The sequence below is a fragment of the Rhodococcus sp. OS5 genome (genome assembly GCF_056837585.1).
Genome location: NZ_CM166368.1, coordinates 5074588 through 5100610, shown reverse-complemented (window position 1 = coordinate 5100610; position 26023 = coordinate 5074588). Strand labels below are relative to the sequence as shown.

General features: G+C 61.1%; 25 protein-coding genes. 14 read left to right on the top strand and 11 right to left on the bottom strand.

Features of this window, described 5'->3' with window-relative positions:
* Nucleotides 1–16: 16 nt before the first annotated feature.
* Nucleotides 17–940: a pseudouridine synthase gene (locus tag ACVZUB_RS23675; RefSeq protein ID WP_312637950.1), complete on the bottom strand. Its 924-nt coding sequence runs from the start codon at nucleotides 938–940 to the stop codon at nucleotides 17–19.
* A 140-nt stretch (nucleotides 941–1080) separates the two neighbouring features.
* On the opposite strand from ACVZUB_RS23675, the gene ACVZUB_RS23670 reads away from it, so the two are divergent.
* The 8 genes from ACVZUB_RS23670 to ACVZUB_RS23635 all read left to right on the top strand — a co-directional run bounded on the left by ACVZUB_RS23670 (nucleotide 1081) and on the right by ACVZUB_RS23635 (nucleotide 10666).
* The gene (locus ACVZUB_RS23670; RefSeq protein ID WP_312637951.1) at nucleotides 1081–3108 is read left to right on the top strand and encodes a CocE/NonD family hydrolase; all 2028 of its coding nucleotides are present in this window, start codon (nucleotides 1081–1083) and stop codon (nucleotides 3106–3108) included.
* Between the two features lie 62 nt (nucleotides 3109–3170).
* Nucleotides 3171–4415, top strand: a complete 1245-nt coding sequence (locus tag ACVZUB_RS23665; RefSeq protein WP_054780992.1) for a DUF6986 family protein — start codon at nucleotides 3171–3173, stop codon at nucleotides 4413–4415.
* 3 nt (nucleotides 4416–4418) lie between these two features.
* Entirely contained in the window at nucleotides 4419–5405 is a 987-nt protein-coding gene (alc, locus tag ACVZUB_RS23660; protein ID WP_081558344.1) for an allantoicase, read from the top strand.
* A gap of 16 nt (nucleotides 5406–5421) precedes the next feature.
* Nucleotides 5422–6351: an allantoinase PuuE gene (puuE, locus tag ACVZUB_RS23655; RefSeq protein ID WP_003940421.1), complete on the top strand. Its 930-nt coding sequence runs from the start codon at nucleotides 5422–5424 to the stop codon at nucleotides 6349–6351.
* 169 nt (nucleotides 6352–6520) lie between these two features.
* Nucleotides 6521–7432, top strand: coding sequence for an SDR family NAD(P)-dependent oxidoreductase (locus ACVZUB_RS23650; protein WP_007733918.1), 912 nt, complete (start codon nucleotides 6521–6523; stop codon nucleotides 7430–7432).
* Nucleotide 7433: 1 nt separating this feature from the next.
* Complete coding sequence (locus tag ACVZUB_RS23645) at nucleotides 7434–8354, top strand: hypothetical protein (protein ID WP_003939862.1); 921 nt, start codon at nucleotides 7434–7436, stop codon at nucleotides 8352–8354.
* On the top strand, nucleotides 8351–9838 hold the full coding sequence (locus tag ACVZUB_RS23640; protein WP_007733920.1) for a flavin-containing monooxygenase: 1488 nt from the start codon (nucleotides 8351–8353) through the stop codon (nucleotides 9836–9838). The genes ACVZUB_RS23645 and ACVZUB_RS23640 overlap by 4 nt, the downstream gene beginning before the upstream one ends.
* A 75-nt stretch (nucleotides 9839–9913) precedes the next feature.
* Nucleotides 9914–10666 carry a MerR family transcriptional regulator gene (locus ACVZUB_RS23635; RefSeq protein WP_030535276.1) on the top strand — a complete coding sequence of 251 codons (753 nt, stop codon included), beginning with the start codon at nucleotides 9914–9916 and terminating at the stop codon, nucleotides 10664–10666.
* Between the two features lie 43 nt (nucleotides 10667–10709).
* Here ACVZUB_RS23635 and ACVZUB_RS23630 read toward each other — a convergent pair whose 3' ends face one another.
* Both ACVZUB_RS23630 and ACVZUB_RS23625 read right to left on the bottom strand, forming a co-directional pair.
* Nucleotides 10710–11465 (bottom strand): class I SAM-dependent methyltransferase, encoded by a 756-nt coding sequence (locus ACVZUB_RS23630; RefSeq protein WP_030535277.1) that lies wholly within the window; start codon nucleotides 11463–11465, stop codon nucleotides 10710–10712.
* A gap of 82 nt (nucleotides 11466–11547) precedes the next feature.
* Nucleotides 11548–12798 carry an MCE family protein gene (locus ACVZUB_RS23625; RefSeq protein WP_202425829.1) on the bottom strand — a complete coding sequence of 417 codons (1251 nt, stop codon included), beginning with the start codon at nucleotides 12796–12798 and terminating at the stop codon, nucleotides 11548–11550.
* A gap of 338 nt (nucleotides 12799–13136) precedes the next feature.
* Between ACVZUB_RS23625 and ACVZUB_RS23620 the strand changes: the two genes are divergently transcribed.
* Both ACVZUB_RS23620 and ACVZUB_RS23615 read left to right on the top strand, forming a co-directional pair.
* On the top strand, nucleotides 13137–13448 hold the full coding sequence (locus ACVZUB_RS23620; protein WP_007733929.1) for an ArsR/SmtB family transcription factor: 312 nt from the start codon (nucleotides 13137–13139) through the stop codon (nucleotides 13446–13448).
* A gap of 98 nt (nucleotides 13449–13546) precedes the next feature.
* Nucleotides 13547–14722, top strand: a complete 1176-nt coding sequence (locus tag ACVZUB_RS23615; RefSeq protein WP_482627823.1) for an MFS transporter — start codon at nucleotides 13547–13549, stop codon at nucleotides 14720–14722.
* Here the strand turns inward: ACVZUB_RS23615 and ACVZUB_RS23610 are convergent.
* The 3 genes from ACVZUB_RS23610 to ACVZUB_RS23600 all read right to left on the bottom strand — a co-directional run bounded on the left by ACVZUB_RS23610 (nucleotide 14689) and on the right by ACVZUB_RS23600 (nucleotide 17831).
* Entirely contained in the window at nucleotides 14689–15417 is a 729-nt protein-coding gene (locus tag ACVZUB_RS23610) for an aspartate/glutamate racemase family protein (protein ID WP_007733934.1), read from the bottom strand. The two genes, ACVZUB_RS23615 and ACVZUB_RS23610, sit on opposite strands and share 34 nt — an antisense overlap.
* A 5-nt stretch (nucleotides 15418–15422) precedes the next feature.
* Nucleotides 15423–16997, bottom strand: a complete 1575-nt coding sequence (locus tag ACVZUB_RS23605) for an NCS1 family nucleobase:cation symporter-1 (RefSeq protein WP_007733936.1) — start codon at nucleotides 16995–16997, stop codon at nucleotides 15423–15425.
* A gap of 108 nt (nucleotides 16998–17105) precedes the next feature.
* Entirely contained in the window at nucleotides 17106–17831 is a 726-nt protein-coding gene (locus tag ACVZUB_RS23600) for a GntR family transcriptional regulator (RefSeq protein ID WP_007733938.1), read from the bottom strand.
* Nucleotides 17832–18027: 196 nt separating this feature from the next.
* Between ACVZUB_RS23600 and ACVZUB_RS23595 the strand changes: the two genes are divergently transcribed.
* Nucleotides 18028–20385 carry an ATP-binding protein gene (locus tag ACVZUB_RS23595; RefSeq protein ID WP_058226164.1) on the top strand — a complete coding sequence of 786 codons (2358 nt, stop codon included), beginning with the start codon at nucleotides 18028–18030 and terminating at the stop codon, nucleotides 20383–20385.
* Here ACVZUB_RS23595 and ACVZUB_RS23590 read toward each other — a convergent pair.
* Both ACVZUB_RS23590 and ACVZUB_RS23585 read right to left on the bottom strand, forming a co-directional pair.
* Nucleotides 20360–20596 carry a PhlB family protein gene (locus ACVZUB_RS23590; protein WP_058226163.1) on the bottom strand — a complete coding sequence of 79 codons (237 nt, stop codon included), beginning with the start codon at nucleotides 20594–20596 and terminating at the stop codon, nucleotides 20360–20362. The two genes, ACVZUB_RS23595 and ACVZUB_RS23590, sit on opposite strands and share 26 nt — an antisense overlap.
* A 190-nt stretch (nucleotides 20597–20786) precedes the next feature.
* Nucleotides 20787–21326 carry a C40 family peptidase gene (locus tag ACVZUB_RS23585; protein ID WP_482627822.1) on the bottom strand — a complete coding sequence of 180 codons (540 nt, stop codon included), beginning with the start codon at nucleotides 21324–21326 and terminating at the stop codon, nucleotides 20787–20789.
* 414 nt (nucleotides 21327–21740) lie between these two features.
* Here ACVZUB_RS23585 and ACVZUB_RS23580 point away from each other — a divergent pair, with 414 nt between their 5' ends.
* The 3 genes from ACVZUB_RS23580 to ACVZUB_RS23570 all read left to right on the top strand — a co-directional run bounded on the left by ACVZUB_RS23580 (nucleotide 21741) and on the right by ACVZUB_RS23570 (nucleotide 24014).
* Nucleotides 21741–22022 carry a DUF6412 domain-containing protein gene (locus ACVZUB_RS23580; protein WP_003939922.1) on the top strand — a complete coding sequence of 94 codons (282 nt, stop codon included), beginning with the start codon at nucleotides 21741–21743 and terminating at the stop codon, nucleotides 22020–22022.
* Nucleotides 22023–22134: 112 nt separating this feature from the next.
* On the top strand, nucleotides 22135–23088 hold the full coding sequence (yidC, locus tag ACVZUB_RS23575) for a membrane protein insertase YidC (protein WP_003939695.1): 954 nt from the start codon (nucleotides 22135–22137) through the stop codon (nucleotides 23086–23088).
* 50 nt (nucleotides 23089–23138) lie between these two features.
* Nucleotides 23139–24014 (top strand): oxidoreductase, encoded by an 876-nt coding sequence (locus tag ACVZUB_RS23570; RefSeq protein ID WP_042922232.1) that lies wholly within the window; start codon nucleotides 23139–23141, stop codon nucleotides 24012–24014.
* A 78-nt stretch (nucleotides 24015–24092) separates the two neighbouring features.
* On the opposite strand, the gene ACVZUB_RS23565 is transcribed toward ACVZUB_RS23570, so the two are convergent.
* The 3 genes from ACVZUB_RS23565 to ACVZUB_RS23555 are packed head-to-tail and all read right to left on the bottom strand — an operon-like array spanning nucleotide 24093 to nucleotide 25983.
* Nucleotides 24093–25100, bottom strand: a complete 1008-nt coding sequence (locus ACVZUB_RS23565) for an NADP-dependent oxidoreductase (RefSeq protein WP_019745038.1) — start codon at nucleotides 25098–25100, stop codon at nucleotides 24093–24095.
* A complete protein-coding gene (locus ACVZUB_RS23560; RefSeq protein WP_003939720.1) occupies nucleotides 25097–25525 on the bottom strand; it encodes an organic hydroperoxide resistance protein in 429 nt (142 codons plus the stop codon). The genes ACVZUB_RS23565 and ACVZUB_RS23560 overlap by 4 nt, the downstream gene beginning before the upstream one ends.
* Nucleotides 25522–25983: a MarR family winged helix-turn-helix transcriptional regulator gene (locus ACVZUB_RS23555; RefSeq protein ID WP_042451335.1), complete on the bottom strand. Its 462-nt coding sequence runs from the start codon at nucleotides 25981–25983 to the stop codon at nucleotides 25522–25524. The genes ACVZUB_RS23560 and ACVZUB_RS23555 overlap by 4 nt, the downstream gene beginning before the upstream one ends.
* Nucleotides 25984–26023 lie beyond the last annotated feature (40 nt).

Below are 26023 nucleotides of genomic sequence, written 5' to 3'. Positions count from 1 at the left end.
GAAGGGTCCGGGGTCCCTACGGCGAGTCGCCACGGCCTGATTCGTCCGGCCAGGACAGGGTCCGCCGACTTTCGAACCGTTGCAGCCGGCCGGTCTTCGGATCCTCGAACTCGAGAACCTTCGACAGCAGGCGCAGCGGGTTCGAATAATCTTCCGCGGCAACGTCGTAGAAGTCGGGATAGAAGTTGTCGCCGTGGATCGGGAGCCCGAGCGAGGTCATGTGCAGCCGAAGTTGATGGGTCTTGCCGGTATGGGGAGTCAACCGGTACCGCGCGAAGCTGTCTCGCGTCTCGATCAGTTCGATCCGCGACTCGCTGTTGGGTTCGCCCTCGATCTCCGCGGCCTTGAGCACGCCGCGTTCTTTCACGATGCGACTGCGCACGACCACGGGAGTGCTCACCTGCGCGTCGTAACGCGCGATGGCCTCGTATTCCTTGGTGACGCGGCGGTCGGCGAACATGGTCTGATAGCCGCGCCGGGCCGCCTGATGCACGGTGAACAGCAGCAGTCCTGCCGTGACGCGGTCGAGGCGATGCGCTGGACTCAACTCCGGCAGATCGAGATCCCGACGCAACCGCACCAACGCCGATTCGGCGATGTATCGCCCGCGCGGGGTGCTCGCCAGGAAATGCGGTTTGTCCACGACCAAGATGTTCTCGTCCCGGTAGAGGATGTCGATCTCGAACGGCACCCGCGTTTCGACGGGAGGGTCGCGGTACAGGTAGACGAACCGCCGGGGAGCAAAAGCGCTCGTCTCGGTGATTCCGACACCCTTCTCGTCGACGACCTCCCCGGCTGCGACTTTCTCCCGTAGGCGGACGGCGTCCTGGGGAAACCGTTCGAGCAGATAGTCGAGCGTCGTCGCCCACATGCCGTCGTCGGGCTGACGGATGCGACTGGGGTTCAGGCCGTCGCGGACGGGAAGCGGTGATCGTGACACATCTTCAAAGCTAGCCGTCCGGTCGGCATTCAGACCTATTGACGACATATGGGACGGAAGTTACTATCCGGTAAGTTCGTGACACCGGTCACTGTCGTGGGGGCAGGGCTGGGTCATCACAACAGAAAATTGGAGTTTTCGTGAGGACACGACTTCTACGTCGAAGGTCGACAACGATTGCGGTGGGGCTGTGCGTCGTGGGATTGGCGGTGCCGAGCGCCGTCGCTTCTGCGGATCCGACGGGAGGGTCGGACGGGCAGGCCTGGCTCGCGGCAACGGAGGCGACGCCGCAGTATCCGGGGGTCTCGATCGAGTGGGACGTGCCCATCACGATGAGTGACGGCACAGTTCTGCAAGCGAATGTGTACCGACCGGCGGATGCATCCGGGCGGGCCGTGGAATCGAAGACGCCATCGGTCCTCAACATCACGCCGTACACGAAACTGCTGGACACACTGGTGGATTCAGCTCTGTCGATCCCGCAGGTCGGTGAGACGCTGATGGACGTTGCGAACTCGCTCGACCTCGCGGCGCCGTTCGACGGCGTGTCGGAGTTGACGGGCGTCATCGCCGGCGGAGGCGCCAGGGTTCTCGGCGTCAACCGTGATCTGGTCCAGAACGGATACACGCAGGTAGTGGTCGACGCTCGTGGAACCGGCTTCTCCCAAGGTAATTGGGACGTGCTCGGTAAGCGCGAGCAACAGGATTCGGTCGAGGTCATCGACTGGATGAGCAAGCAGGGATGGTCCGACGGGAAAGTAGGGATGGCGGGCATCTCGTACTCCGCGATCAACTCGGTGCAGGCGGCGAGCAACAATCCATCTGCACTGAAGGCGATCTTCCCGGTCGAACCTGGCAACGATCTGCTGCGCGACATCGTCGGAACCGGTGGCGGCCTCGGAGTCGGGTTCATGCCGTTGTGGTTGACCGCGGTCAACGGGCTCAAACTCATCCCGAACGTTCAGGACATCCTGCAAGGAAACTTCGATCCCCTGTGGTTGGCGAGCCGCCTCGAGGATCCCGGTACGCTGATTCCCGAACTGGTGCAAGCGATGACGGCTCAGAGAATCGAGGACGTGTCGCCGTCGACTCTGCAAGTCGCGCAAGACGGGCAGTTCTATCAGGACCGAGCCGCTGACGTCGGCAACATCGCCGTTCCGACGATGGTCTACGGCGGTTGGCACGACATCTTCGCCAACAGTGAGCCGCGGATCTACAACGGAATCGATCTGCCGCCCGGGCAGAAGCAGTTGATCATGGGGAACGGCTATCACGTCACTCCCGGTGGAGGATTCGGCAAGGACGGTGCGCCACCGCGCCTCGACGTACTCGAACGTGCGTGGTTCGACAAGTGGCTCAAGGGCATCGACAACGGAATCGATCGTTACGGTCCGGTGACGATGTCCCAGCAAGGCGGCGGATGGATCACGGACGATCAGTTCCCGCGAGCCGGTGCGAGCTACGAACGTATGTATCTGAACTCTGCGCCCAGCGGTACTGCCGCCCACGCATCGTATGACGGTTCGCTGACGAATGACCCGCCCAGTGCCGCAGCGCGATTGACAGTCGCACCAGGACTGCGAGGCTTCTGCTCCGGTGACGGAACTCAGGGAACTGCCGGGATCTCCGTGGTGCTCGGTGCGACGTGTTCCAAGGATTCCCGATTCCAGGAAGCGGAGGGCCTGACGTTCACCGGTGAGGCAGTGACGGAGCCGACCTCACTCTCGGGCCCGATCAACGTCCATCTCGAGACAGTCTTGGACGCGACGGACGGATTCTGGGCAGCGACGGTCAACGACGTAGCACCGGACGGAACATCGACACCGATCACGAACGGCGCTTTGACTGCGTCGCTGCGGGCAGTCGACGATTCGAAGAGCACTCGCTCGGCCAACGGTGACTACAGTGAACCGCACCACTATCTGACGATCGACACGCGTCAGCCGGTGGTTCCCGGTGAGGTCACCACCGTCGACATCAACATGCTCCCGACGGACGCAGTGCTGCAACCGGGGCACCGGCTCCGCGTCGACGTCTACGCTGCCAGCGTGCCGCGATACCTGGCGCTCGGCCCGATGCTCGCCGACAGCCAACTCAAACCGCAGCACATCGAGTTGGCTGCAGACCGGCCGAGCTTCGTCAACGTTCCGTTCGTCGGGGGCCGCTGACTCGGATTGGATCGGCGGCGTGAGAACCTGCGGGCTCGCGGACGTTCTGAGAAGATCGTCCGATGACAGAATCCCGACTCTCCGCCGCCGTCCACGATCGTCTGGACGGACTTCTGGATCCGGTGGACGAGCGGCTCGCGGCGCAGTACCCGGGAAACCGTGACGAGATCCAACCCGTGCACACGATTTACGTCAGTGCCGCGGATGCAACCGTCGACACCCCTCGACTCTGGGGTGAGCAGGCGATCGCGCTTCTCGATTCCCATGCTCATGTGTTCGCCGATCTCGACACGGAGAATGCGCTCGCTGATGTGCGAGTTCAACTCGGCCGCAAGCCGGTCCAAGACTTTCGGATCGATTTCGAGGACGGGTACGGACGCCGCAGCGACGAAGAAGAAGACGATGCAGCGACGTCGGCCGGACAGACGCTTGCCGCGCTCAGCGCTGATCCTGCCGGGCCGAACTGGAGTGGCATCAGGTTCAAGGGGTTGCCGGCCGGTGAGCGTCGGCGCTCGATCAGGACGCTCGAGCTTGTGCTCGACGCGGCCGGCGGAGTGCCGGACGGATTTGTCTTCACCGTTCCCAAACTGCGCGCGGTGGAGCAGGTCACGGCGACGGTGTTGCTCTGCGAAGAGCTGGAGAAGGCGCACGGACTCGAGCTCGGTTCGCTTCGGTTCGAGTTGCAGATCGAGAGCCCGCAGGCGGTCATCGCGGCCGACGGAACGGTGGCAGTTGCTCAGGCCATCCATCGCGGTGCCGGTCGTCTGACCGGTTTGCATTACGGCACTTACGATTACAGTGCAGCTTGCGGAATTGCATCGCGTCATCAGTCGCTCGAACATCCGGTGGCAGACCACGCAAAGGCTGTCATGTTGGCTGCTGCCGCGCAGACCGGCGTCTGGGTGTGCGACGGGTCGACTCAGGTCGCGCCTGTCGGGAGCGTTACGGCGATCCGCGACGCGATCACTCGGCACCATCGCCTCGTCACGCGGTCCCTGGAACGCGGTTACTACCAGGGGTGGGACATGCACCCCGGGCATCTGGTCACCCGCTGGCTCGCCACGTTCGGCTTCTATCGCAACGCGCTCGGCGCCGCTGCCCCGCGCATCCAGTCGTACTTGGGGCGCCAAGGTGGCGACGTGATGGACGAACCTGCAACCGCCCAGGCGCTCGCAGCGGTGGTACTGCGCGGGCTCGACGCGGGGGCTTATCCGGAATCCGAAGTTCTCCGGCTCGCCCCGAGCGCCGACACCAACGCACTCCGTCACCTCGTAGGACGCACCACACCGATCACAGGAGAACACTGACCGATGAGCACCACCGAATTCACCTTGCTGCCCGATCTCGCACTGCGCACCCTCGGCGGAGCCGTCATCTGGGCGAACGACGAGGCGTTTGCCGAGCGTGAGGCCCTGATCCGCCCAGGCAAGGCCGGGTACCAGCCGGCGACGTTCGGTCACAAGGGGCAGGTGTACGACGGTTGGGAGACGCGTCGCCGCCGGGTGGCAGGCCATGACGAGGCGATCGTCCGACTCGGTGTTCCCGGAGTGGTGCGAGGCGTCGTGGTCGACACCGCGTGGTTCAAGGGCAATTACCCGCCCGAGATCTCGGTGGAAGCAATCTCGGTCGACGGGTATCCGGATCCCGCCGACCTGGCCGGATCCGGTGAGTGGACAACCATCGTCGAGCGCTCGATCGTGCATGGTGACTCGGAGAATCCGTTCGCGGTGGCGTCGGAGCAGCGGTGGACGCACGTCAAGCTGACCATTTACCCGGACGGCGGCGTGGCAAGATTCCGTGTTCACGGCGAAGCGCGGCCGGACCCGCGTTTCCTCGATGCCGGGCCGTTGGACCTCGCAGCACTCGAAAACGGTGGCCGCGTGACCGATTGCTCCAACATGTTCTACAGCTCACCGCAGAACATCCTGTTTCCCGGACGCGCTGCTTCGATGGGTGACGGGTGGGAGACCGCCAGGCGCCGCGACAACGGAAACGACTGGGTGCAAGTACAACTCGCGGGTGAAGGCGTACTGAGTTTCGTCGAGATCGACACCTCGTACTTCCTCGGAAACAGTCCAGGTGAGGGTGCTCTGACCGGGCGGACGTCGGAGGGGGAGTGGATCGAACTGTTGCCGCGCACGACGCTGCGTCCGGATACGCGCCATCGCTTTCCGATCGATTCCGAAGTCCAGGTCACCGATGTTCGTCTGGACATCTTCCCGGACGGTGGCCTGGCGCGGCTGAGAGTCTTCGGCGTACTCACCGACGCTGCTCGCGCTGTGATCTCCGGGCGCTGACGGTAAAGTTGTTGGCATGAGCGACTATCCGCGCGACGACTATCCCCGGGACATGGTGGGGTACGGCCCTCATCCGCCGCATCCGCACTGGCCCGGCGACGCGCGGATAGCGGTTCAGTTCGTGCTCAACTACGAAGAGGGAGCCGAGAACAACGTCCTGGACGGGGACGCGGCTTCGGAAACATTTCTGTCGGAAATGACTCCGGCAGAGGCATTTCCGAATCGACACATGAGCATGGAATCGCTGTACGAGTACGGCTCCCGGGCCGGGTTGTGGCGTGTACTGCGAACCTTCGAGCGGCGAAACCTGCCTCTCACAGTCTTTGCGGTGGCGCGGGCGATGCAGCGGAACCCCGAAGCAGTCAGTGCTTTTCAGGAGTTGGGCCACGAGATCGCGTGCCACGGATTACGTTGGAAGTCTTACCAATCCGTGGACATCGAGCGCGAACGCGCAGACATGGCCGAGGCAGTGCAGATTCTGCGAGATCTGACGGGTTCGGCGCCCCTCGGTTGGTACACCGGGCGCGATTCACCGAACACCCGCGAATTGGTGGTCGAGCACGGCGGCTTCGTCTACGACTCCGATTCGTACGCCGACGATCTGCCGTACTGGGTCGACGTTCCGCGTGGCGCAGAATCGGTGAAGCACCTGGTCGTTCCGTACACCCTTGACACCAACGACATGCGTTTCGCCTCTCCCGCAGGATTTCCCAGCGGTGATCAGTTCTTTGCGCACCTACGCGATGCCTTCGACGTGCTGTATGCGGAGGGGACGGCCGGATCGCCCAAGATGCTCTCGATCGGGTTGCACTGCCGCATAGTCGGCCGCCCTGCCCGTGCGGCCGCTCTCGAGCGATTTCTGGACCACGTGCAGTCACACGAGAAGGTCTGGATCGCGCGGCGCATCGACATCGCCGAGCACTGGAAGACCGCGCACCCCGTTTAGATCACGGTCGGTCGACAAAAGACTTCATTCGAGCAGTCCGGGTACTGGTTCGACTGCCGCGTATTCCGCCATCGAATTCTAGGCCATTGACAACTGGCACGGTTGTGGATGACTCTTTGGAGATGGAGAAACACACAGCAGTCGAAGCGTCTTCAAGGTGAGCCGACCGGTGCCGACCAAGAAACCGACCAAGAACCGCGGATCGAAGGTGTCCCACAATGCCCGCGCAGTGGTGACCGGCGCCGGCAGCGGAATCGGCCGTGCCTTTTCGTTGGAGTTGGCGCGCAGAGGCGGTGAGGTGATCTGCGCGGATATCTCGCTGGAACGGGCCAAGGAAACAGTGGCACTCATCGATGAGATCGGTGGTACCGCGCACGCCGTCAAATGCGATGTGTCAATTCGTGAGCAGGTTCAGGACCTGGCGTTGTTCGCGGAACTCGAACTTGCGGGTCCGCTTTCGCTGGTGATCAACAACGCCGGGGTCGGTATCGGTGGAAAACCTGTGGGCCAGATCGGTTTCGACGATTGGGAGTGGGCACTCGGGATCAATCTGTGGGGTGTCGTGCACGGCTGTGAGATATTCGCTCCACAACTGCGTGCGAGCGGGGCCGGGGGATTCATCAACGTGGCCTCGGCTGCTGGGTTTGCGGCTGCGCCACTGATGGCGCCCTACAACGTCGGTAAAGCCGCCGTGATGTCGCTCTCGGAGACCTTGTCCGCTGAACTTGCCGGTACGGGAGTGCGGGTGACGGTGCTGTGTCCGACCTTCGTCAAGACAAATGTTGCTCTCGACGGCCGAATCACCGCGGAAGCAACACAATTGGCGCAAGCGTTGATGCGGCGAACCGGCTTTTCGCCGGAGCGCATCGCCGTCACCACTCTCGACGCCTACGACAAGGGTCGACTCTACGTGGTGCCGCAGTTCGATGCGAAGGTGATCTGGCGACTCAAACGGTATCTACCCGTTGCATACACCTGGGGCTGTGGAGTTCTCAATCGCTTTGCACCGAAACAGAAGTCGGGTTCATCTGGAACTTCGGCGGCGCCGGAGACGAACTCGCCGAGCACGAAAGGAGCGTGACATGTCCTTCGATTTCGACGGCATGCTGCACAAGATCAAGGACCGCCAATGGGCTCTGGTGGACATCGACTGGGATGCTCCGGGCGCCGAGACGATCAGTCCAGAGCTTCATGCGAAGCTGAAACCGTTCATGTCGGACCTGATGTGGATCGAGAACGTCGGTGCCCGTGGCTTCGCTGCGATGGCTCTCAAGGCGCCGACTGAAACTCTCCGAGACATCTATCGGCATTTCCACGCCGAGGAACAGAAGCACGCCAACGCCGAACTCGCGCTGATGCGTCGTTGGGGAATGCTGGACGGCGACGAGATGCCCGAGCCCAACATCAACGTCAAGCTCGTCATCGACTGGCTGGACAAGCATTCCGACGGTTTGTCGCTCTCGATTCTCGGGACCGTCATACCGATGCTCGAGGTGGCGCTCGACGGAGCCCTGGTCAAGTTCATCATGGACGAGATCGAGGATCCGGTCTGTCAGGCTGTGTTCAAGAAGATCAATGCAGACGAGTCCAGGCATCTGGCGGTCGATTTTGCGGTGATCGAGATGCTCGGGCACTCGACGACGCGCAAGCTCGTTGTCGAAACCGTCGGCGCCTGGATGAATCCGGCGTTGATCATCGGGACACTTCGCTACATCCCGCTGCTGAACAAGATGCGCGACAACATCGTCGACATGGGAGTGAACGAGGAACGGCTCTACACCGCGATGAAGCGATTCAGGAACGTAGGCGAACGGAGTCCGGCCGCGCTCCGCGTCCCGATGTATCGGGTGGTGAAGTGGCACGGCAACATGGTCATCAATCGCAACCATCCCTACCATCTGCTTGCCGATCGGATGGTCAAGGTCACTGGCCGACTTTCCGGCAGCAGGCTAAATTCCGAGCCGACCTGGGCCAAGGAACTTACGTACGAGCCACTCGCATGAGTACTGCCGAGCCACTGTCAGTGGCGATCATCGGTGGAGGTTTCGCAGGAATCGGAGCGGCGATTCGGTTGAAGCAGAACGGTATCGAGGACTTCGTCGTTCTCGAACGCGGCACGGAGGTCGGCGGGACGTGGCGCGACAACACGTATCCGGGAGCTGCGTGCGACATTCCGTCCCGTCTGTACTCGTACAGTTTCGCCCCGAACCCGGACTGGTCGCACACCTACTCGGCCAGCGCGGAGATCCTCGGCTACATCCGAACGATGGTGAAAGAGTTCGGTCTCGAGCCGAAGATTCGGTTTCGGTGCAACGTCACGGGCGTCGAGTGGGACGAGCAGACAGGTGTCTGGGCGATCGCGCTCGAGGGCCGTGAAGCGGTCATTGCCCGGACCGTCGTCATGGCGTCCGGTCCGCTGGCGAACGTCAGCTTTCCCGCTGTTCCGGGTTTGGAGAGCTACGAAGGACACAAGATTCACAGTGCTCGCTGGGACCATGACTACGACTTCACCGACAAGCGGGTCGCAGTGATCGGAACTGGGGCCAGTGGCGTCCAGATCGTCCCTGAACTCGTGAAAACTGCACGATCAGTGAAGGTTTTCCAACGAACACCGGGATGGGCATTGCCGCGAGCAAACCTACGCACCCGATCTCGCACGAAGGATCTGTACCGTCGTCATCCGGTCGTCCAGACTCTGGCGCGTCGGGCTTGGTACTGGGGACACGAATCGGTAGCTCTCGGGGTGGTGTGGGAATCCCCGTTGACGAGGGTGGTGGAAACAGTCGGGCGTCTTCATCTGCGCATGCAGGTGAAGGACCCGTGGTTGCGGCGACAACTCACTCCCGACTTTCGGGCAGGGTGCAAGCGGTTGCTGATGACCAGCGAGTATTACCCGGCTCTCCAGCAAGACAATTGCACACTCGTGACCTGGCCGATCGCGAGATTGGCGCCACATGGCATTCGCACGGTCGAAGGGATCGAGCATCAATTCGACTGCATCGTCTTCGCCACCGGCTTCGACGTTTGCAAGACCGGAACACCGGTCCCGATCATCGGCCGGGACGGACGTGTGCTCGCTCAGGAGTGGAAATCCGGGGCGCGTGCGTACAAGAGCATTGCGGTATCCGGTTATCCCAACCTGTATTTCACCTTCGGACCCAACTCGGGTCCGGGGCACAGCTCCGCCCTTGTGTACATGGAAGCGCAACTCGACTATCTCGCCCAAGCGATCAAGATCGTTCTCGAGCGCGACCTCAAGGCACTCGATGTTCGTCAAGATGTCGAAGATGCGTACAACGTCGAGTTGCAGCGTCGGCTGTCGAAGACCACGTGGAACTCGGGATGTTCGAGTTGGTATCTCACCGACGAAGGATTCAATGCCACTATGTTTCCCGGTTTCGCGACCCAGTACGTGAACCAATTGAAATCGGTGGATCTTCGGGACTACACGAGCACTGTGCGTGAGAAAGACACCGCGCAGACCTGATCCCGGGTTCTGATCGGCCTGGTGTTGCCACTAAGTTGGAATCGTGACGACCGACGCGGCAGAGGAGACGAGGCGGTGACCGAGTACCGCATCGACGATCTAGCGCGCGCTGCGGGCACCACCTCGCGGAATGTACGGGCATATCAGGAACGTGGATTGCTTCCTCCGCCGGAGAAGCGTGGGCGGGTAGGCATCTACGGCGACGCGCACCTCGAACGCCTCAAGCTGATCGACACGCTTCTTCAACGAGGTTTCACCACTGCGCATATCGACGACTTCATCACCGGGTGGGAAAGCGGGAAAGACCTGACAGAGGTGCTGGGTCTGCAGCACGCGGTCACCGAACCATGGTCCCGCAGCGACACCGTGAGTATCGAGATGGCCGTCGTACGCGAGTTTCTCGGGGGAGATGCAGATGGTCAACTGGATCGTCTCGTAGATCTCGGACTGGTACAGATCGAAGGAGAGAACTGCGTTTTCACCGATCCTGCTTTGCTCAGCGGATTTTCGAGTCTCCTCGACTACGGTTTCACTCTCGATCAACTGGTCGATGTGCACGAAAAGCTTCACAACGCTGTGGACGGGATCGCCAAAGACCTGATTCAGGCGGCGAAGGATCGCATCGTCGATCAGCACGGGGTCGGTTGGCTCCCGGAGGGCGACGAGGTTGCCGGAACAGCCGAGATGCTCCAGACGATGCGTGAACTCGGTGTGGCGTCGGTACATTCGGCACTGGCCCGGGCACTCGACGCGAACCTTCAGCGTGAACTCGGCGACTATCTTGCCGCTGCGATCGGCTCGCGGAGCGACGCCGACGAGTCCGACTAGCAGCATCGATCACGTTCGGGATGTGCGGCCCGTCGCGGTGCGCTCAGCTCTTGCGTGCCTCGATCAGGAATCGACTCGAGTGCGCGACAAAAGATCCGTCGCGACGGATCTGCTGATCGAGTTCGCGGAGCCGGTCCCGATACTGCGCGACGGTGAATCCCGGAACCATCCAGATCACCTTGCGTAAGAAGTAGACAACGGCGCCGATGTCGAAGAATTCCATGCGCAGACGCTCGAAACGAAGGTCGACGACGGTGAGCCCGGCCTCAATCGCGTCGGCAGTTTCGTCCTCGTGGTGCCGTCCGCGACGAGCCTGCGGCTGAGGACCGAGAAAGTACTCGACCAGTTCGAACACGCTGGCGTGACCCACATGTTGAGCGAAGTACGTTCCTCCCGGTTCGAGTACCCGCGCGATTTCGGTCCACCACACCGTCGCTGGGTGTCGGCTGGTCACCAGGTCGAAAGCCGAATCGGCGAACGGTAGCGGCGGCTCGTCCGGATCGGCGACCACCACCACACCTCGGGGACGCAGAAGGGCGGTGGCCTTGGCGATGTTCGGTGGCCAGGATTCGGTTGCTGCCATCACCGGCGGGAGTGACGGTGCAGCGGCGAGGACTTCGCCGCCGCCGGTCTGGATGTCCAATGCGGCGCCGGCGCGGCCGAGACGTTCACCCATCAGCCTCTGGTACCCCCACGACGGACGCTGCTCCGTGGCGCGTCCGTCGAGCCACGAGAAATCCCACCCGTCGACGGAGGCGGATTCCGCTTCGGCGACAAGTTCGTCGAAACCTCGTGACATGCTCTGTGACTCGCCTTCAGGCGTTCCTTCCGACATCACATCATCATCGTCGCGGAGGGTCGACGGTGCCAGTTGTTTACGGCTACTTCGGGGTGGCGCCGAGCATCGGTGCGAGTTGAGTGGCAATCGGGTTCAGGTTGAGCTTGTCCGGGTCCACCTTGGGCTTGCCGTCCCACGGTTGCGAGGTGTTCGGGTCGGCGAACGCGATGCGGTTGGCGCTACGAACCCCCGTTTCGCTGCCCTGAGGTGCCTGGCAGTTGGCGGCAGTGTTCAACGGGAAGTTCTGCGTCGTGTCGTCGAAGTTCGGGTCCTTGCGCTTCATCTCGTCGAGGATCGCCATGGTCCCTTCGTAACCGACGGTGCACGAGAGCGGGTTGTTGGTCTCGAGTACCAAGCCCAGATGTACTGTGCCGTCTCCCGGTGCAACGGTGGGCGCCGCCCCGGCGAGCGCAGGCAGGAAGAGCAGGAAGGGCTGCAGCGAGGGCAGTGTCGGTGCGGCTGCCGCTGCAACGGCGGAGAGGTTGGAGAGGTTGGTCGTGAGCGCGGGGCCGGCTTCGGTGACGAGAGAGCCGACTTGTTCGCTGGCTGGTATGCCGTTGTCGATCACGCGTCGGATGTCGGGGTCGCTGGTGCGCAATTGCGCCGTCAGTGCGTCGAGGTCGGTGCTGAACTGCTTGATCGCCGACGATTGATCGGACTGGGTCGTGAGCACCGTCTGGCTGTCGCGGATCAGTCCGAGGGTCTGGGGAAGGGTGTCGAGGCCCGACTGGGAGATCCCCGACAGCGAGTCGGCAAGTACCTGCAGATCTTCGCCCTTGCCGTTGAATGCCGCGCCGAGTTCTTTCGCGACGGTGTGGAGTGCGTCGACCGGAACGGAGTGCACCAGACCGTTGGCGCTGGTCAAGACATTCTCGATCGGGATCGGCGTGGTTGTGTCGCCCACGGCGATCACCGAGCCGTCTTCGAGGAACGGGCCCTGGTCGGTATCGGGCTGAAGGTCGACGTACTGCTCGCCGATGGCTGAGCGATTGGCCACCACGGCCCGCGCGGATGCGGGAATCTGCGGAGCACTGCTGTCGATCAACAGGTCGACTTCGATTCCGTCGGACGTGAGCGACATGTCACCGACGCGTCCGACGGGTACACCGCGATAGGTCACTTCGGCGTTGGTGAAGATGCCACCGGACGTCGCCAGTTCGGTTTTGACCGTGTATTGGCCGAATCCCAGAAGATTGTCCAGCCGTACGTATTTCGCTCCGACATAGATCAAGCCCAGGAGTGCAACCACGACGAGGGCGACCAGCTGCCATTTGGCGAGCTTCGACATCACCATGAGGTGACGACCCTGAACTGATGCGGTGTGTTCATGGTTCGACTCCCGAATGACAAGCCGGGTACGGCTGGTGTTGAGCGAATTGTGTTCACCCACGGACGTTCTGAGGTGAACCGGAAACTTCCGGCAATTCGTTGTTGGCGATAACTATAAACAAGTCGTCACAGATAGAAAGTCGGCGCTGAGATTTCCGCAGGTCGTCGAAACGTAAGTGTCGCAGCTCACTTCGAATGCGTCGATGTGATGCAGACGGCTTTCGGTCCGGATCGGGCTTGACTTCGCCAAACATATCCATAAAAGTAGATGCGTTCCGGTTGTCGTGCAGAAGGGTGTGGTCCATGGATGCTTTGGCGATCTTCAAGGCGCTGTCCAACCCGACTCGCCTGCAGATCATGGAGTGGCTCGCGCACCCGGCGAAGTATTTCGACGAGGACTCGTATACGCAGCAGGATCTCGGGTTTCACATCGGAGTCTGTGTCGGTGACATCCAGGGGCGATCGGGACTTGCCCAGTCGGTGATCTCGGGGTACCTGCAGGGCATGAAAGACGTGGGTCTGCTCGAGTCCGAGCGCATCGGGAAGTGGACGTATTACCGACGAAACGAATCCGTGATCGGCGAGTTCAGGGAATTCGTTCGCGAAAAGCTGTAGCGGCTGAATTGCCCTCGTCGGCCGGTTTGTTCAACCAAATATATCTACATATCTAGATATGTAACTGTCTTGTGTGACGTAGTAGTGAGGAGTGTGTCGTGAAGTCGAAATTGTTGATACCGGTTCTGGCGTTGGGTGTATTCGGAATCATCACTACGGAGATGGGCATTATCGGGGTTCTGCCTCAGATCAGCGAAAAGTTCGGTATCACCGCGTCGACTGCCGGATGGTTGGTCGGTGTGTTTGCACTCGTCGTGGCGGTGACCGGTCCGTTCACAACGCTGATCACCTCGGGAATCAACAGGAGAACCGTTCTGTTGGTAGCGATTGCAGTCTTTGCGGTCTCCAATGTGGTGTATGCGACCACATCGAGTTTCGAGGTGATGTTTGCATTTCGGATCATCCCCGCCGTGGTTCATCCGGTCTTCTTCGCTGTCGCGCTTGCAAGTGCGGTTCGTCTGGTATCGCCTGAACAGGCGACCGCCGCGGTGACCAAGGTATTTGCAGGCGTCACAGTCGGATTCGCGTTCGGCGTGCCCTTGACGTCCTATTTGGCCGAGAACTTTTCGGTGTCGACAGCATTCGTGTTCGGCGCCGTGGTCAACGTTCTCGCGTTTCTCGGGATTGTCGTACTTCTGCCCTCGGCTCCTGTGACACAACGCCTGTCGTACGGTGCACAGGTCGGGACACTTCGCCGGCCGCGCGTGTGGTTGACCATTCTTTCCGTCACCTTCGTCTTCGCAGCCATGTTCTCGGTGTACGGATACTTTGCCGAATACCTCGGCGAGGTGACCGGCATGAGCGGATCGTGGATCAGCGCGATGCTATTGGCTTTCGGTGTCGTGATGATCTTCGGCAACTTCGTCTTCGGGGCTCTGCTCGCCAAGGGGGTGGTGCGCACGGTTGTGGCTTTTCCCTTGCTGTATATCGTCGTCTACGTGATGCTCTATCTGGCGGGCCCGTACTTCGGCGCGATGGTTGTAGCCGTGTTGGTTTGGGGTGTAGTGCATTCCGGTGGACTGGTGGTTTCGCAGAGCTGGATGGGGCGAGACGCAGTCGACGCGCCTGAATTCGGCAACAGCCTTTTCATCTCGTTCTCCAACCTGGGGATCACGCTCGGCACTGCGGTCGGTGGACTGTTTCTCGCGCATTTCGAAACCCGCCAATTAGTCTGGGCTGGAGTATTGTTCGCGACCCTGGCGCTGCTGGTGACAGGTGTTCGACTCTCGCTCAGGCACGCTCACAGCGAGAACGGTGTCAGTGTACCGGTGTAGTTCTTGGGAAGTGGGCGTGCGAACTCGCCGCGCGAACTGGTCGACAGCCCGAGGGTGACCAACGACTGAACCATCGTGACCCCAGCGGCAACGCCGTCGACTACCGGGACACCCAGTTCGTCGGACAAGTCCTGGCACAGGTCCGCCATGCCGGCGCAACCCAGCACGAGGACGTCCGAGTCGTCTTGCTCCAATGCGTCGAAACAGGCTTCCAAGATCACCTTTCGCGCGTCGGGATCACGATCGAGTTCCAGAACCGGAATCTCGCAGGAGTGGATACCCCGGCACCGAGCCTGCATGCCGTACCGGTCCACCAGATCGGCTGCGCGGCCGCGGGTTCGGCCGAGAGTGGTCACGATGCTGAATCCGCGACCCAGGAAACTTGCGTAGTTCATTGCCGCTTCGGCAACAGCTACGACGGGGCCCTTGGCCAACTCTCGGGCTGCATCAAGACCTGGGTCACCGAAGCAAGCGATGACGTAGCCGTCGACTTCGTTCTTTTCTCCGGCGGCGATCTCGGTCAGGATTCCGGGGACGCTGAGAGCTTCGTCGTAGTGGCTTTCGATCGACGCGGGACCCATGGCAGGGCTGACAGCCTCGACGAATGTGCCCGAGCCTGCGACGGTCCGGGCACATTCCTCGATCTTGGCGGTCATCGCCCACGTGGTGTTGGGGTTGATCACCTTGATTCTCATGACGATCAGTCGACCGTCACAGTGTCGGGAGAGGAAGCATTCCGGACAGCTGAGGAAGAGCGCGCGGCGAGTAGGTAATAGACGGTGAATCCGAGCCCACAACCGATGAACCAGCTGTACTGCGCTGCGGTGTACATCCCGGTGAGGTCCTTGCCCAGGACCGGGACCATCGCGACGACGGCTCCCACCACGGTGGCGATCACTGCAGCAGGGTTGTATCCCTTGCTGTACCAGTAGGTTCCGGTCGGCGACATGCTGAACAGTTCGTCGACGATGACCTTCTGCTTGCGCACGAGGTAGTAGTCGGCAATCAGAATTCCGAACAGCGGACCGATGAAGGCTCCGAGGGTTTCGAGTGTGTAGTGAATGACGTCCGGATTGTTGTACAAGTTCCACGGCGTGATGAGGATCGAGCCGATCGCTGCGATCATTCCGCCGGCGCGCCAGCTGATCTTCTGCGGACTCACGTTGGAGAAGTCGAAGGCCGGGGAAATGAAGTTGGCCACGATGTTGATGCCGATCGTGGCGATGGTGAAGGTGAGTGCGCCGAGAACGATGGCGAAGGTGCTGTCGATTCGTGCAACGGTCGCAACGGGATCGGTGATCAGTTCGCCGTACACCGGCAGCGTCAACGATGCAGTGACGACGACCAACACCGAGAATACGAGGAAGTTCAACGGCAAACCGAGGAAGTTGCCCTTCTTGACGGCAGCGAACGACTTTCCGTAGCGGGAGAAGTCGCCGAAATTGAGCATCGGTCCGGAGAAGTACGAGACAACCAGAGCGATCGCACCGAGCATGACCGGCACGGCGTCGAAACCCGAGTACTTGACGTCGCCGAGCGTGAGATCGATGGCGCTCCAGCCTGCCTTGTAGATCAGGTAGCCGCACAGCATGAACATCACGACATACACAGCCGGCCCGCAGAAGTCGATGAAGCGGCGGATCGATTCCATGCCTCGCCAGAAGACACAGGCCTGAAGTACCCACAGGAGCATGAAACTTCCCCAGCCCAGTGCGGAGAGTCCGGCGAATCCGTAGTCTTCGACGACGGCATAGGGCGCGAGTGACGGAAAGAGTTTAATCAGTACGACATCGAGGGCTGCTGAAGCGAGGAAGGTTTGAATTCCATACCAAGCCACGGCAATCAGGCCACGAATGATTGCCGGGATGTTCGCGCCGAGGACGCCGAACACGCTGCGGCAGATCACCGGATACGGCACGCCGGTAACTTGGCTGGGCTTGGCGACGAGATTGCAGAAGAAGTAGACGATCGTGATACCGACAAGCAGGGCGACGAGTACTTGCCAGCTGGCCAATCCCAGTGCGAAAAGACTGCCGGCAGTGACATATCCGCCGACGCTGTGTACGTCGGACATCCAGAAGGCGAAGATGTTGTACGACGACCAGGTCTGCTTGCGAAGCGGCGCCAAGTCCTCGTTGGTCAAACGAGGGTCGTAGCCCGGCTTGATCAGGCCGCTTCCGACAGGGTGACCCGCGGCTTCGACAAGGTCACCCGATCCGCTTTCCTTTGGGGGAGTGGGGGTAGTGGTCGTTCGGGACGGAAGAATGTCGGTCATGACAGCTCCTGTGCGTCAGTGCAGGAAATCAGCGGACGGTGCCACGAGCTCTCAGCGTCAGTGATGAAAACTGTGTTGAGAGAAAGGTATCGATGCTGTGTTGCACGACTATTGCGCGATCGGTATATCTTTTTCGGCCAATAGACCGGTGTCTGTCGGTAGAGTCGCGATCACGGTATCGAGTCGGCGATGATGGATTTCGGAAGCGCTCAGAAGTGCGGATGCGTCCCGACGCAGGAATGCGTCCAGCATCGCGGTGTGATCGGAGTGCAGAACCTGGCGATCGACGCCGGCAACATGGACCATCGGCTGTACTGGTTCGGTGATGTTCCAGGCAGCTTCGAACATGTGCAGAAGTCGAAGCATCTGAGACGGTCGGGTCAGTGCGAGATGAAAGTTTCGGCTCTCGCAGTGATAGGACTGAGAGTCGTCGTAGCGCAATGCGATCTCCAAACGGGAGTTCACCTCGACGGCGTGTTCGTGATCCTCTTCGGTTGCCTGCTCGACAGCGACGGCCAATGCAGCTGATTCGAGAGTTTCGCGGACGATGTACATCTCTCGCAGTTCTGCCGGCGTCAGCTGAGCAACGGTGTAGCCGAATTGATGTCGATGGTCGACCAAGGACTCTCCGACCAGTGTTTTCAGTGATTCCCGCACGGGTATTCGACTGACACCGAACACATCAGCCACGTCGCCGAGAGGAATCGGGGTACCCGGAGGCGCCGAACCCGACAGAATCACTCGCCGCAGTTCGTCGAGGATCGTTTGTTGGGGACTTCCGGGAGCATCGATTACCAGTTGCGTCAGCAGTACCGATCTACGGCGCGGCGGCATGTCGCTCTCCCTTCGTCTGTCTGCCAGAGTAGGAATACGTTGTTTCGTCTGCGTGACACCGGTGTGGCCGTCGTGCATCTCGCACTCGGGGGAGAACAAGTGGGCTCCGATCACATGCTCGCGTGAGTGCTGCTCGGGAGGCCGATCGTGGGGGTAGCGTTGTTGTGTAGTGGTATGGCAGAAAGCGAGTCGGTCGATGGCATCCGCTGTGCGCTCAGAAGCCGACCAGCGAGTTGTCGGCAACCTGCCCTTGGAGCTGACGAGTTTCGTCGGTCGTCGGCGTGAGTTGGCCGACGCCAGGAGATTGTTCGAGACGTCCCGTTTGTTGACACTCACCGGGATCGGTGGCGTGGGCAAGACACGGCTCGCGATCCGACTTGCGGGCGCGTTGCAAAGGGTGTTTCGAGACGGTGCCTGGTTGGTGGAACTGGGGGAGCAGACAGATTCGGATCTCCTCGAAGATCATGTCGCCGTGACCCTTGGTGTCCGGTCGGTCTCGTCGGCGGACCCGCTGCAGGCATTGATCGACTACTGCGCCGATCGGAGTCTGCTGTTGGTGCTCGACAACTGTGAACATCTGGTCGATGCCGTCGCTGTGTTCGTAGGCGCGATCCTACGGCGATGTGCCGGCGTCAAGATCCTGGCGACGAGCCGCGAATCGCTGGGCCTGGGCGGTGAGGTGACGATGCGCGTTCCCTCACTCACCACACCGCAGCAACAGCCGCCCGAATTCGAGGGAATTGCCCAGTACGAATCGGTGTCGTTGTTCACCGAGCGTGCGGCTTCCGTCGTACCTGGTTTCACCCTCACCGAGGAGAACAAGCGCGCCGTTGCGCATATCTGTCACGACTTGGATGGACTCCCACTTCCGATCGAACTGGCGGCAGCTCGCCTGCGTGGTATGTCTGCTGAGCAGATCATGAACAGGCTCTCGGATCGATACCGACTTCTTACAACGGGTGGACGCGACGTTCCGAGTCGTCAACAGACGCTGCGATTGTCGATCGATTGGAGTTACGACCTCTGCTCGCCAACCGAACAGCAGTTGTGGGGGAGGTTGTCGGTGTTCTCGGGTGGGTTCGACCTCGACGCCGCTGAGGGCGTGTGTGGGCAGGACATGAATTCGACCGAAGTGCTCGATCTCGTCACCGCGTTGGTCGAGAAGTCCATCCTGATTCGTGAGGAAACCGACGGGGATGTTCGGTACCACCTCCTCGACCTACTCCGGGAGTACGGACATGAAAAGTTGGAGTCCGCCGGTGAGTATTCCGCTCTGCGTCGAAGCCATCGTGATTGGTTCGAGGCACTGGTCGTTCATGCGGAAGCCGAGTGGATCAGTGGCCGGCAAGCTGCCTGGATCGCAAGGCTCGGTCGTGAACAGCGCAACGTCAACGATGCGTTGGAGTACTCGATTTCCACTGCCGGAGAGGCGCGATCTGCAACGCGAATGGTCGGTGCGTTGTACAGATTCTGGCTTGCAGGTGGATTACTTGTGCAGGCGCGTTATTGGACGGATCGAGCCTTGAATGCAGAGGATCGAGAACTGGATCCGTTCCGAGTGGATGTCTTGGCCATCGACGCCGTGAATCACGCGATGCAGGGGGAACTCGAACGGGCAGAAGAGTTGGTCGACGAGAGTTGGCGCCTGGCAAACGACTTGGCGGATGTGCGCTCGCGCGGCTTGGCGACGTGGGGAGACGGATACGTCGATACCTTCAGAGGTAACTTCGATACCGCTACGGCCAAGCTGGAATCCGCGTTGACGCTGTTTCGACTCGACAAGAATCTGCTGCATGTGGTGATCGGCCTGGACACCTTGGGAGTCGCGTACTTCCTGTCCGGCGCTCTTGATCGCTCTGTGGAGTGCAACGAAGAGATTCTCGCGATCACCGTGCCCGCCGACGAGATGATGTTCCAGGCATTTGCGCTGGGAACTCTCGGGCTCGTGAGCTGGCTCCGAGGTGAATTGGATGCCGCAAGTGACTATTTGACTCGAAGTCTGAGAATTCTCGATGCCCCGATGAACTCGGCGTGGTGTATCGAGCCGTTGGCGTGGATTGCTGCAGCGCAACGTGATTGGAAGCATGCAGCGGTTCTGCTCGGCGCGGCAGCCATGTATTGGCAGAAGGTCGGGGGACGGCTGGCGGGCCTGCCGGGTTTGTCAGCTCATCACGACACTGCTGCAGAGACTGCTCGCAAAGCCATGGGTGACGATGCTTTCGACAAGTCGTTTCGCAGCGGGTTTGCGATGTCCGAAGGTGAAGCTGTCGCATATGCGCTCGACAAGCGCTCCAGTGTCACGACTGCGTCGTCGGCTGAAGGGCCTCACCTCACTCCGCGTGAGCAACAAGTTGCGGAACTGGTTGCCCAAGGGTTGACCAATCGCGCGATTGCGGAGCACTTGGTAATCTCGCTGCGCACCGCTCAGGGACACGTGGAACACGTACTGACAAAACTGGGATTCAGTTCCAGAGCGCAGATCGCAGCGTGGTACGTCTCGACCGCGCAGGAGCGTGACTCGCGTGAGGTCAATGGTTCAGCAGGCCGGAGTTGACGTCCGATAGCAGTTCACCACGGTCGTCGCCGCACAAGCAGAACACCGGGTAGCGCTTACCTTCTTCACGCCCCTGAAACGACACTCGTAGCGGTCCAGGCGCATCCGCGCGAGGGGATTCGGTGAGGAAAGTGTACAGCCACGGCCCCTCGTCCAATTCCACGATGGCGAGAACGGTCGAGGGGTCGCCGTGAACCGTTCGCCAGGACACGACAGTGCCGTCTCCGCAACACCTCGTCACGTCCAACCGCGCCCCACGACACCTGGCGCAGACCGCGCTCGCGGGTGAGAGGATGACATCACATTCCGCGCAATGGGGGAGTGTCAATCGTTCGGCTCGCGACGAGCGATTCGAATATCGCCGCGATACACGCTGTTTCATCGAGCTTGCGGGATTCATGTCAGTAACGTCGGGCGAGGTAGTACGGCATCGAGTCCACGGGTGCGCGTTCGACCGACTCCCCGGACGTCGGGGCGTGAACGACCTCACCGCCTCCGGCGTAGATCCCCACATGCTCCCCGCCGTAGTACAGGACCACGTCACCCGGCTGTAGATCGTCCCGGGAAACTGGAGCGCCGCCAACCGCCTGGTCGGAGCTGGCTCGCGGAATCGAAACGCCCGCTTGTGCATAGGCCCATTGAACGAGACCGGAGCAGTCGAACGAGTCCGGCCCGGTCGCGCCCCAGACGTACGGAGTGCCGATCTTGGACTCTGCGGCTGCCAATACGCGGCCTGTATCCGAGGAAGCGAAAGCTGACACCTTCGCCGGAGTCGTGTCGACGGAAACTGCGGCGATGTTCCAGTCCCGAAGCACGGGGGCCTGAGCGTTCGCGGTGTCGATACTCACGGCAAGGGTTGTCAGGGAAAGAACACCGACAACAAGCGCCCTTCCGAGTGCATGCTTCCTCGTGCGGGGGTCGGTGAATCGGTGGTGCGACATTTCTCGTGTTGCCTTTGCGTCGATGCGTCCCGAAGCAGGTGTCCAGCTGGGTGTGATCGGGCTTCGGCTTGCGACACTCAGCCTGGTTGCGCCTCGACGTGTTCGCACCGGTCAGTTGGACGGGGTGCATACCTGTTTCGAGTGGCATTGTGGGTGCAAGGTCTGTTGATCGATCGCGAGAACTTCGACGGACTTTCGTGATCCGAATCAAGGAGGGCACGGCGGCCGGCCTCCCCCCGGCTCCGGTCAGGCGATTCGCAGCGGGAGCGCCGAACGCTCAACAGTGGCACGGTCGGATGGACCACGATCCTGCGCACAAATGGCTGCGCGAACAAGTACGTGAGGCAAGCGTCTGGCTGGATTCGGCAGACGTTCTGTACTCTCGCAGTCATGCAACAGCGGAGCACAGGAACGGTGACACGGTCACTGTTGCTGCTTCTGCTGCCGTTCATCGCTCTTCTCGCAGTGCCTCCGCTTGGTTCCTCGGGTAGCGCCGCGGTGCTGGGAACTGCGATTGCCGTCTTCGTGGTCGCTGCGCTCGCAACTTCCTCGAAGTACGAACTTCTGCAACTATGCGCGGTTTCGGCCACTGGCCCGTCTGATGACGAACGCTGCCTGCGTGGTGCTTTCCGCAGGCAGAGCAGCCCGGACGCGCCCGGTCGTCCGCAACCTCGAGCTCCGGGAATCGGTCTGTAGATCGGCAGTCGACGGGTGTGAACTCGTCGTAGGTCGGTCAGACGTCTTGCGTCCACGACCATTCCCGCGCTCTCATCTCTCTGAGCGTGCCTTTCGGTGAGGTTCATTCGTCATGCTCGATTTTGTCTACTACCCCGTGTCCGGAATCCTCTGGTTCTGGCACAAGGTCTTCTCACTGGTCTCCGGATCACCCGACAACGGCGTCGTGTGGGCGTTGTCGGTCGTATTTCTCGTCTTCACGCTCAAAGCCCTGCTGTTCAAACCCTTCGTCAAGCAGGTCCGCACTCAACTGGTGATGCAGAAGCTGCAACCTCAGATCAAGGCGTTGCAGAAGAAGTATTCGGGTGACCGGCAGAAACTCACTGTAGAGATGGCCAAGCTGCAGAAAGAACATAATTACAGTCCGTTGCTCGGCTGTCTGCCGATGCTGGTTCAGGCACCGGTGTTCATTGGTCTCTATCACGTCCTGCGATCGTTCAATCGGACCGGAGCGGCATCGCACGTCCCGTTTCTGAGCCCGACCGAACCGATGTCGGTGGCGGACAACGCGAACACGGCCAACTACTTCTTCAGTGCCTCGGATGTGCAGTCTTTTCTCGACGCCAAACTGTTCGGCGCACCGTTGTCCGCCATGATTTCGAGCCCGGCAGCACAACTGGAAGCATTCGGCGACGTCAGCCGTATCTCCATCATTCTGGTAGCTGTACCGCTGATGATATTTGCCGCCGTCGCTACACATTTCACATCGCGGGCATCCATCGCGCGCCAAGTGGACACCGGAACCGTCAACCCTCAAACAGCGATCATGAACAAGCTCGCATTGTGGGTGTTTCCGGTGGGGGTGATCGCTTTCGGTGCGTTCGCGCCTGTGGCGATCCTGCTGTATTTCGTGAGTAACAACTGCTGGACGCTGGGACAACAGCATTTTGTGTACGGACGCATCGCTGCGGAGCAGAAGGAAGCCGAATCGTCGCCGACTCCCGGAATGACCGCGCCCCCGTCGCCCAGAGTGGCTGCACCGCCGCTGCCGGGCGCCAAGCCCATCCGCGCCAAGCGCAGGCGATGACGGAAAGCGACCCCTCCCTACCGGCGAGTAAGGCACGTACGCTGGAAAGCATGACCAAATGGACCGCAGAAGACGTAGTCGATCAGACCGGCCGCACATTTGTCGTCACGGGGGCGAACAGCGGACTGGGTGAGGTAGTCGCACGAGCGCTGGGCAAAGCCGGGGCCGACGTCGTCCTCGCCTGTCGTGACACCACGAAGGCCGACGCCGTAGCCGCCGAGATCGGGCCCAACGCGGTTGTCCGCAAATTGGACCTCTCGGATCTGTCGTCGGTACGAGCCTTCGCCGACGCAACGGAGAAGGTCGACGTCCTGGTGAACAACGCCGGCGTGATGGCGGTTCCGTTCCGCCGGACGGTCGACGGATTCGAAATGCAGATCGGCACAAACCATCTCGGACACTTCGCATTGACCGGATTGCTGAAGGACAAGCTCACCGATCGTGTCGTGACGATGTCCAGTGCCCTGCATCAGCTCGGAACTGTCGATCTGGACGATCTCAATTTCGAGCGTCGGAAGTACAACCGATGGTTGGCCTACGGGCAGTCCAAGCTTGCCAATCTGTTGTTCACGTACGAACTTCAACGCAGGTTCGCGGCGTCGGGATCTTCGCTCAAAGCGCTCGCTTCGCATCCGGGATACGCGTCGACGAACCTGCAGGGGCACACCGAGTCGATCCAGGACAAGCTGATGGGAATCGGCAATTCGATCTTCGCGCAGTCCGCGGAGATGGGCGCCCTTCCCGAACTGTGGGCGGCAACCGCGCCGGATGCCTTCGGCGGCAGTTACATCGGACCGGACGGTCCGTTCGAGCAGCGAGGGTATCCGAAGGTCGTGGGGTCGAACAAGAAGTCACACGATACGAAGACAGCCTCGGGTTTGTGGACACTGTCGGAGACGTTGACCGGAGTCTCGTTCGGGATTTGATTCAGATATGAAGGTGGCCGCGAACTTCGAGAAGTTCGCGGCCACTTTCATATCCGTTCGAGCAAGATGTTGTTCGGGTTACAGCGTGACAACCATCTTGCCGGTGTTCGCGCCGCGCATCAGGTCGATGAACGCTTGCGGTGCATTCTCCAGGCCTTCGACGATGGTCTCGTCCCACTGAATCTTGTTGTCGGCGAGCCACCCTGCCATGTGGGTGCGGAACTCGCCACCGAGGTGACGGTAGCCGCCCACGAGGAATCCGCGCAGTGTGAGCTGCTTGCCGATCACCAGTGCCAGGTTGTGGGGAGCTGTGGGCTTCTCGGTGGTGTTGTACTGAGCGATGGCTCCGCACAGGGCAATCCGGCCACCCTGGTTCATGGCATCGATGGCGGCTTCGAGATGCTCGCCACCGACGTTGTCGAAGTACACGTCGATGCCGTCAGGGGCGGCAGCGGCGAGTAGTTCGGTGATCGGGCCGTCGTGATAGTCGAATGCCGCATCGAATCCGAGTTCGAGAAGTCGGGCAACCTTCGCCGGTGAACCGGCGCTACCGATTACTCGCTTCGCTCCGAGCAACTTGGCGATCTGACCGACGAGCGATCCGACGGCACCTGCTGCGCCGGAGACGAATACGGTATCGCCTTCCTTGAACTCCGCAACCGCGGTGAGGCCGGCATACGCGGTGAGGCCAGTCATGCCAAGGGCACCCAGGTAGGCCGTCGCCGGCGCGATGGACGTGTCGGCCGGAGTCACTGCGGATCCGTCGAGGATGGCGTATTCACGCCATCCGAGGCCGTGGACGACAACGTCGCCCACGGCGCGATCAGCCGACTTGGATTCGACGACCTCGCCGACGGCACCACCGTCGAGCGGCGCACCGACCTGGAACGGCGGAAGGTAGGACTTCACGTCGTTCATTCGGCCGCGCATGTACGGGTCGACGGAGATGGCGATGTTGCGGACCAGGATCTGGCCGTCTTCGAGTTCGGGGAGTTCTACTTCGGCGGTGGCGAAGTTCTCCGACGTGGGCCAACCGTTCGGGCGTGAAGCGAGACGGATTTCCCGGCTGACAGTGGTAGTGCTCATTCGTCGTCCTTACTTACTTCGAGGGTGACCTCGATGTTGCCGCGAGTTGCATTGGAGTACGGGCACACCTGGTGTGCCTTCTCCGTCAGCTCGACGGCCTGATCATGGGGTAGATGGGGGAGTGAAACCTCCAGCGTCACAGCGAGTCCGAAGCCTCCTGCACCGTTGGGGCCGATGCCGACCCGCGCGCCGACTGCGGAATCAGCCACGTTGGCCTTCTCGGCACGGGCGACCATCTGCAGAGCGGAGTGGAAGCATGCTGCGTATCCGGCGGCAAAGAGCTGCTCGGGGTTGGTGCCTTCGCCGCTGCCACCCATTTCCTTGGGAATGGCGAGGCCGAGATCGAGGCGTCCGTCCGAGGTGCGAGCGTGACCGTTGCGGCCTTCGCCGGTGGCAAGTGCTTCTGCGGTGTAGACGATGTTCATGACTTCTTCTTTCCGTCGGAGTGGGCATTGGATGCTTGGAGCGACTCGCCGAGACGAGTGAGAACGTCTCGAAGTTCGGTGAGTTCGTCGGTGCTCAGACCAGTGGCACCTGCGAGTTTGGCTGGGATGTCCTCGGCCTTGCTGCGCAGGGTGGAACCCGCCTCGGTCAGGTGAATCTCGACGCGACGCTCGTCGGTGGTGAGGCGTCGGCGCTCGATGAATCCCAGACCCTCGAGCCTCTTGAGCAGCGGCGAGAGAGTTCCGGTATCGAGATCGAGTGCCTCACAGATCTCACGCACCCCGCGGCCGTCTCGTTCCCAGAGTGTCAACAAGACGAGGTACTGGGGATACGTGATTCCCAGGTCGTCGAGCATCGCCCGGTACGCGGCCGTCGTGGCCCGCGACGCCGAATAGAGGGCGAAGCAGACCTGGCGTTCGAGGGCGAGTGGGTTGGTCACGAGAACAACTGTAGCGCACAGTTAAGTTGTGCACAACAAA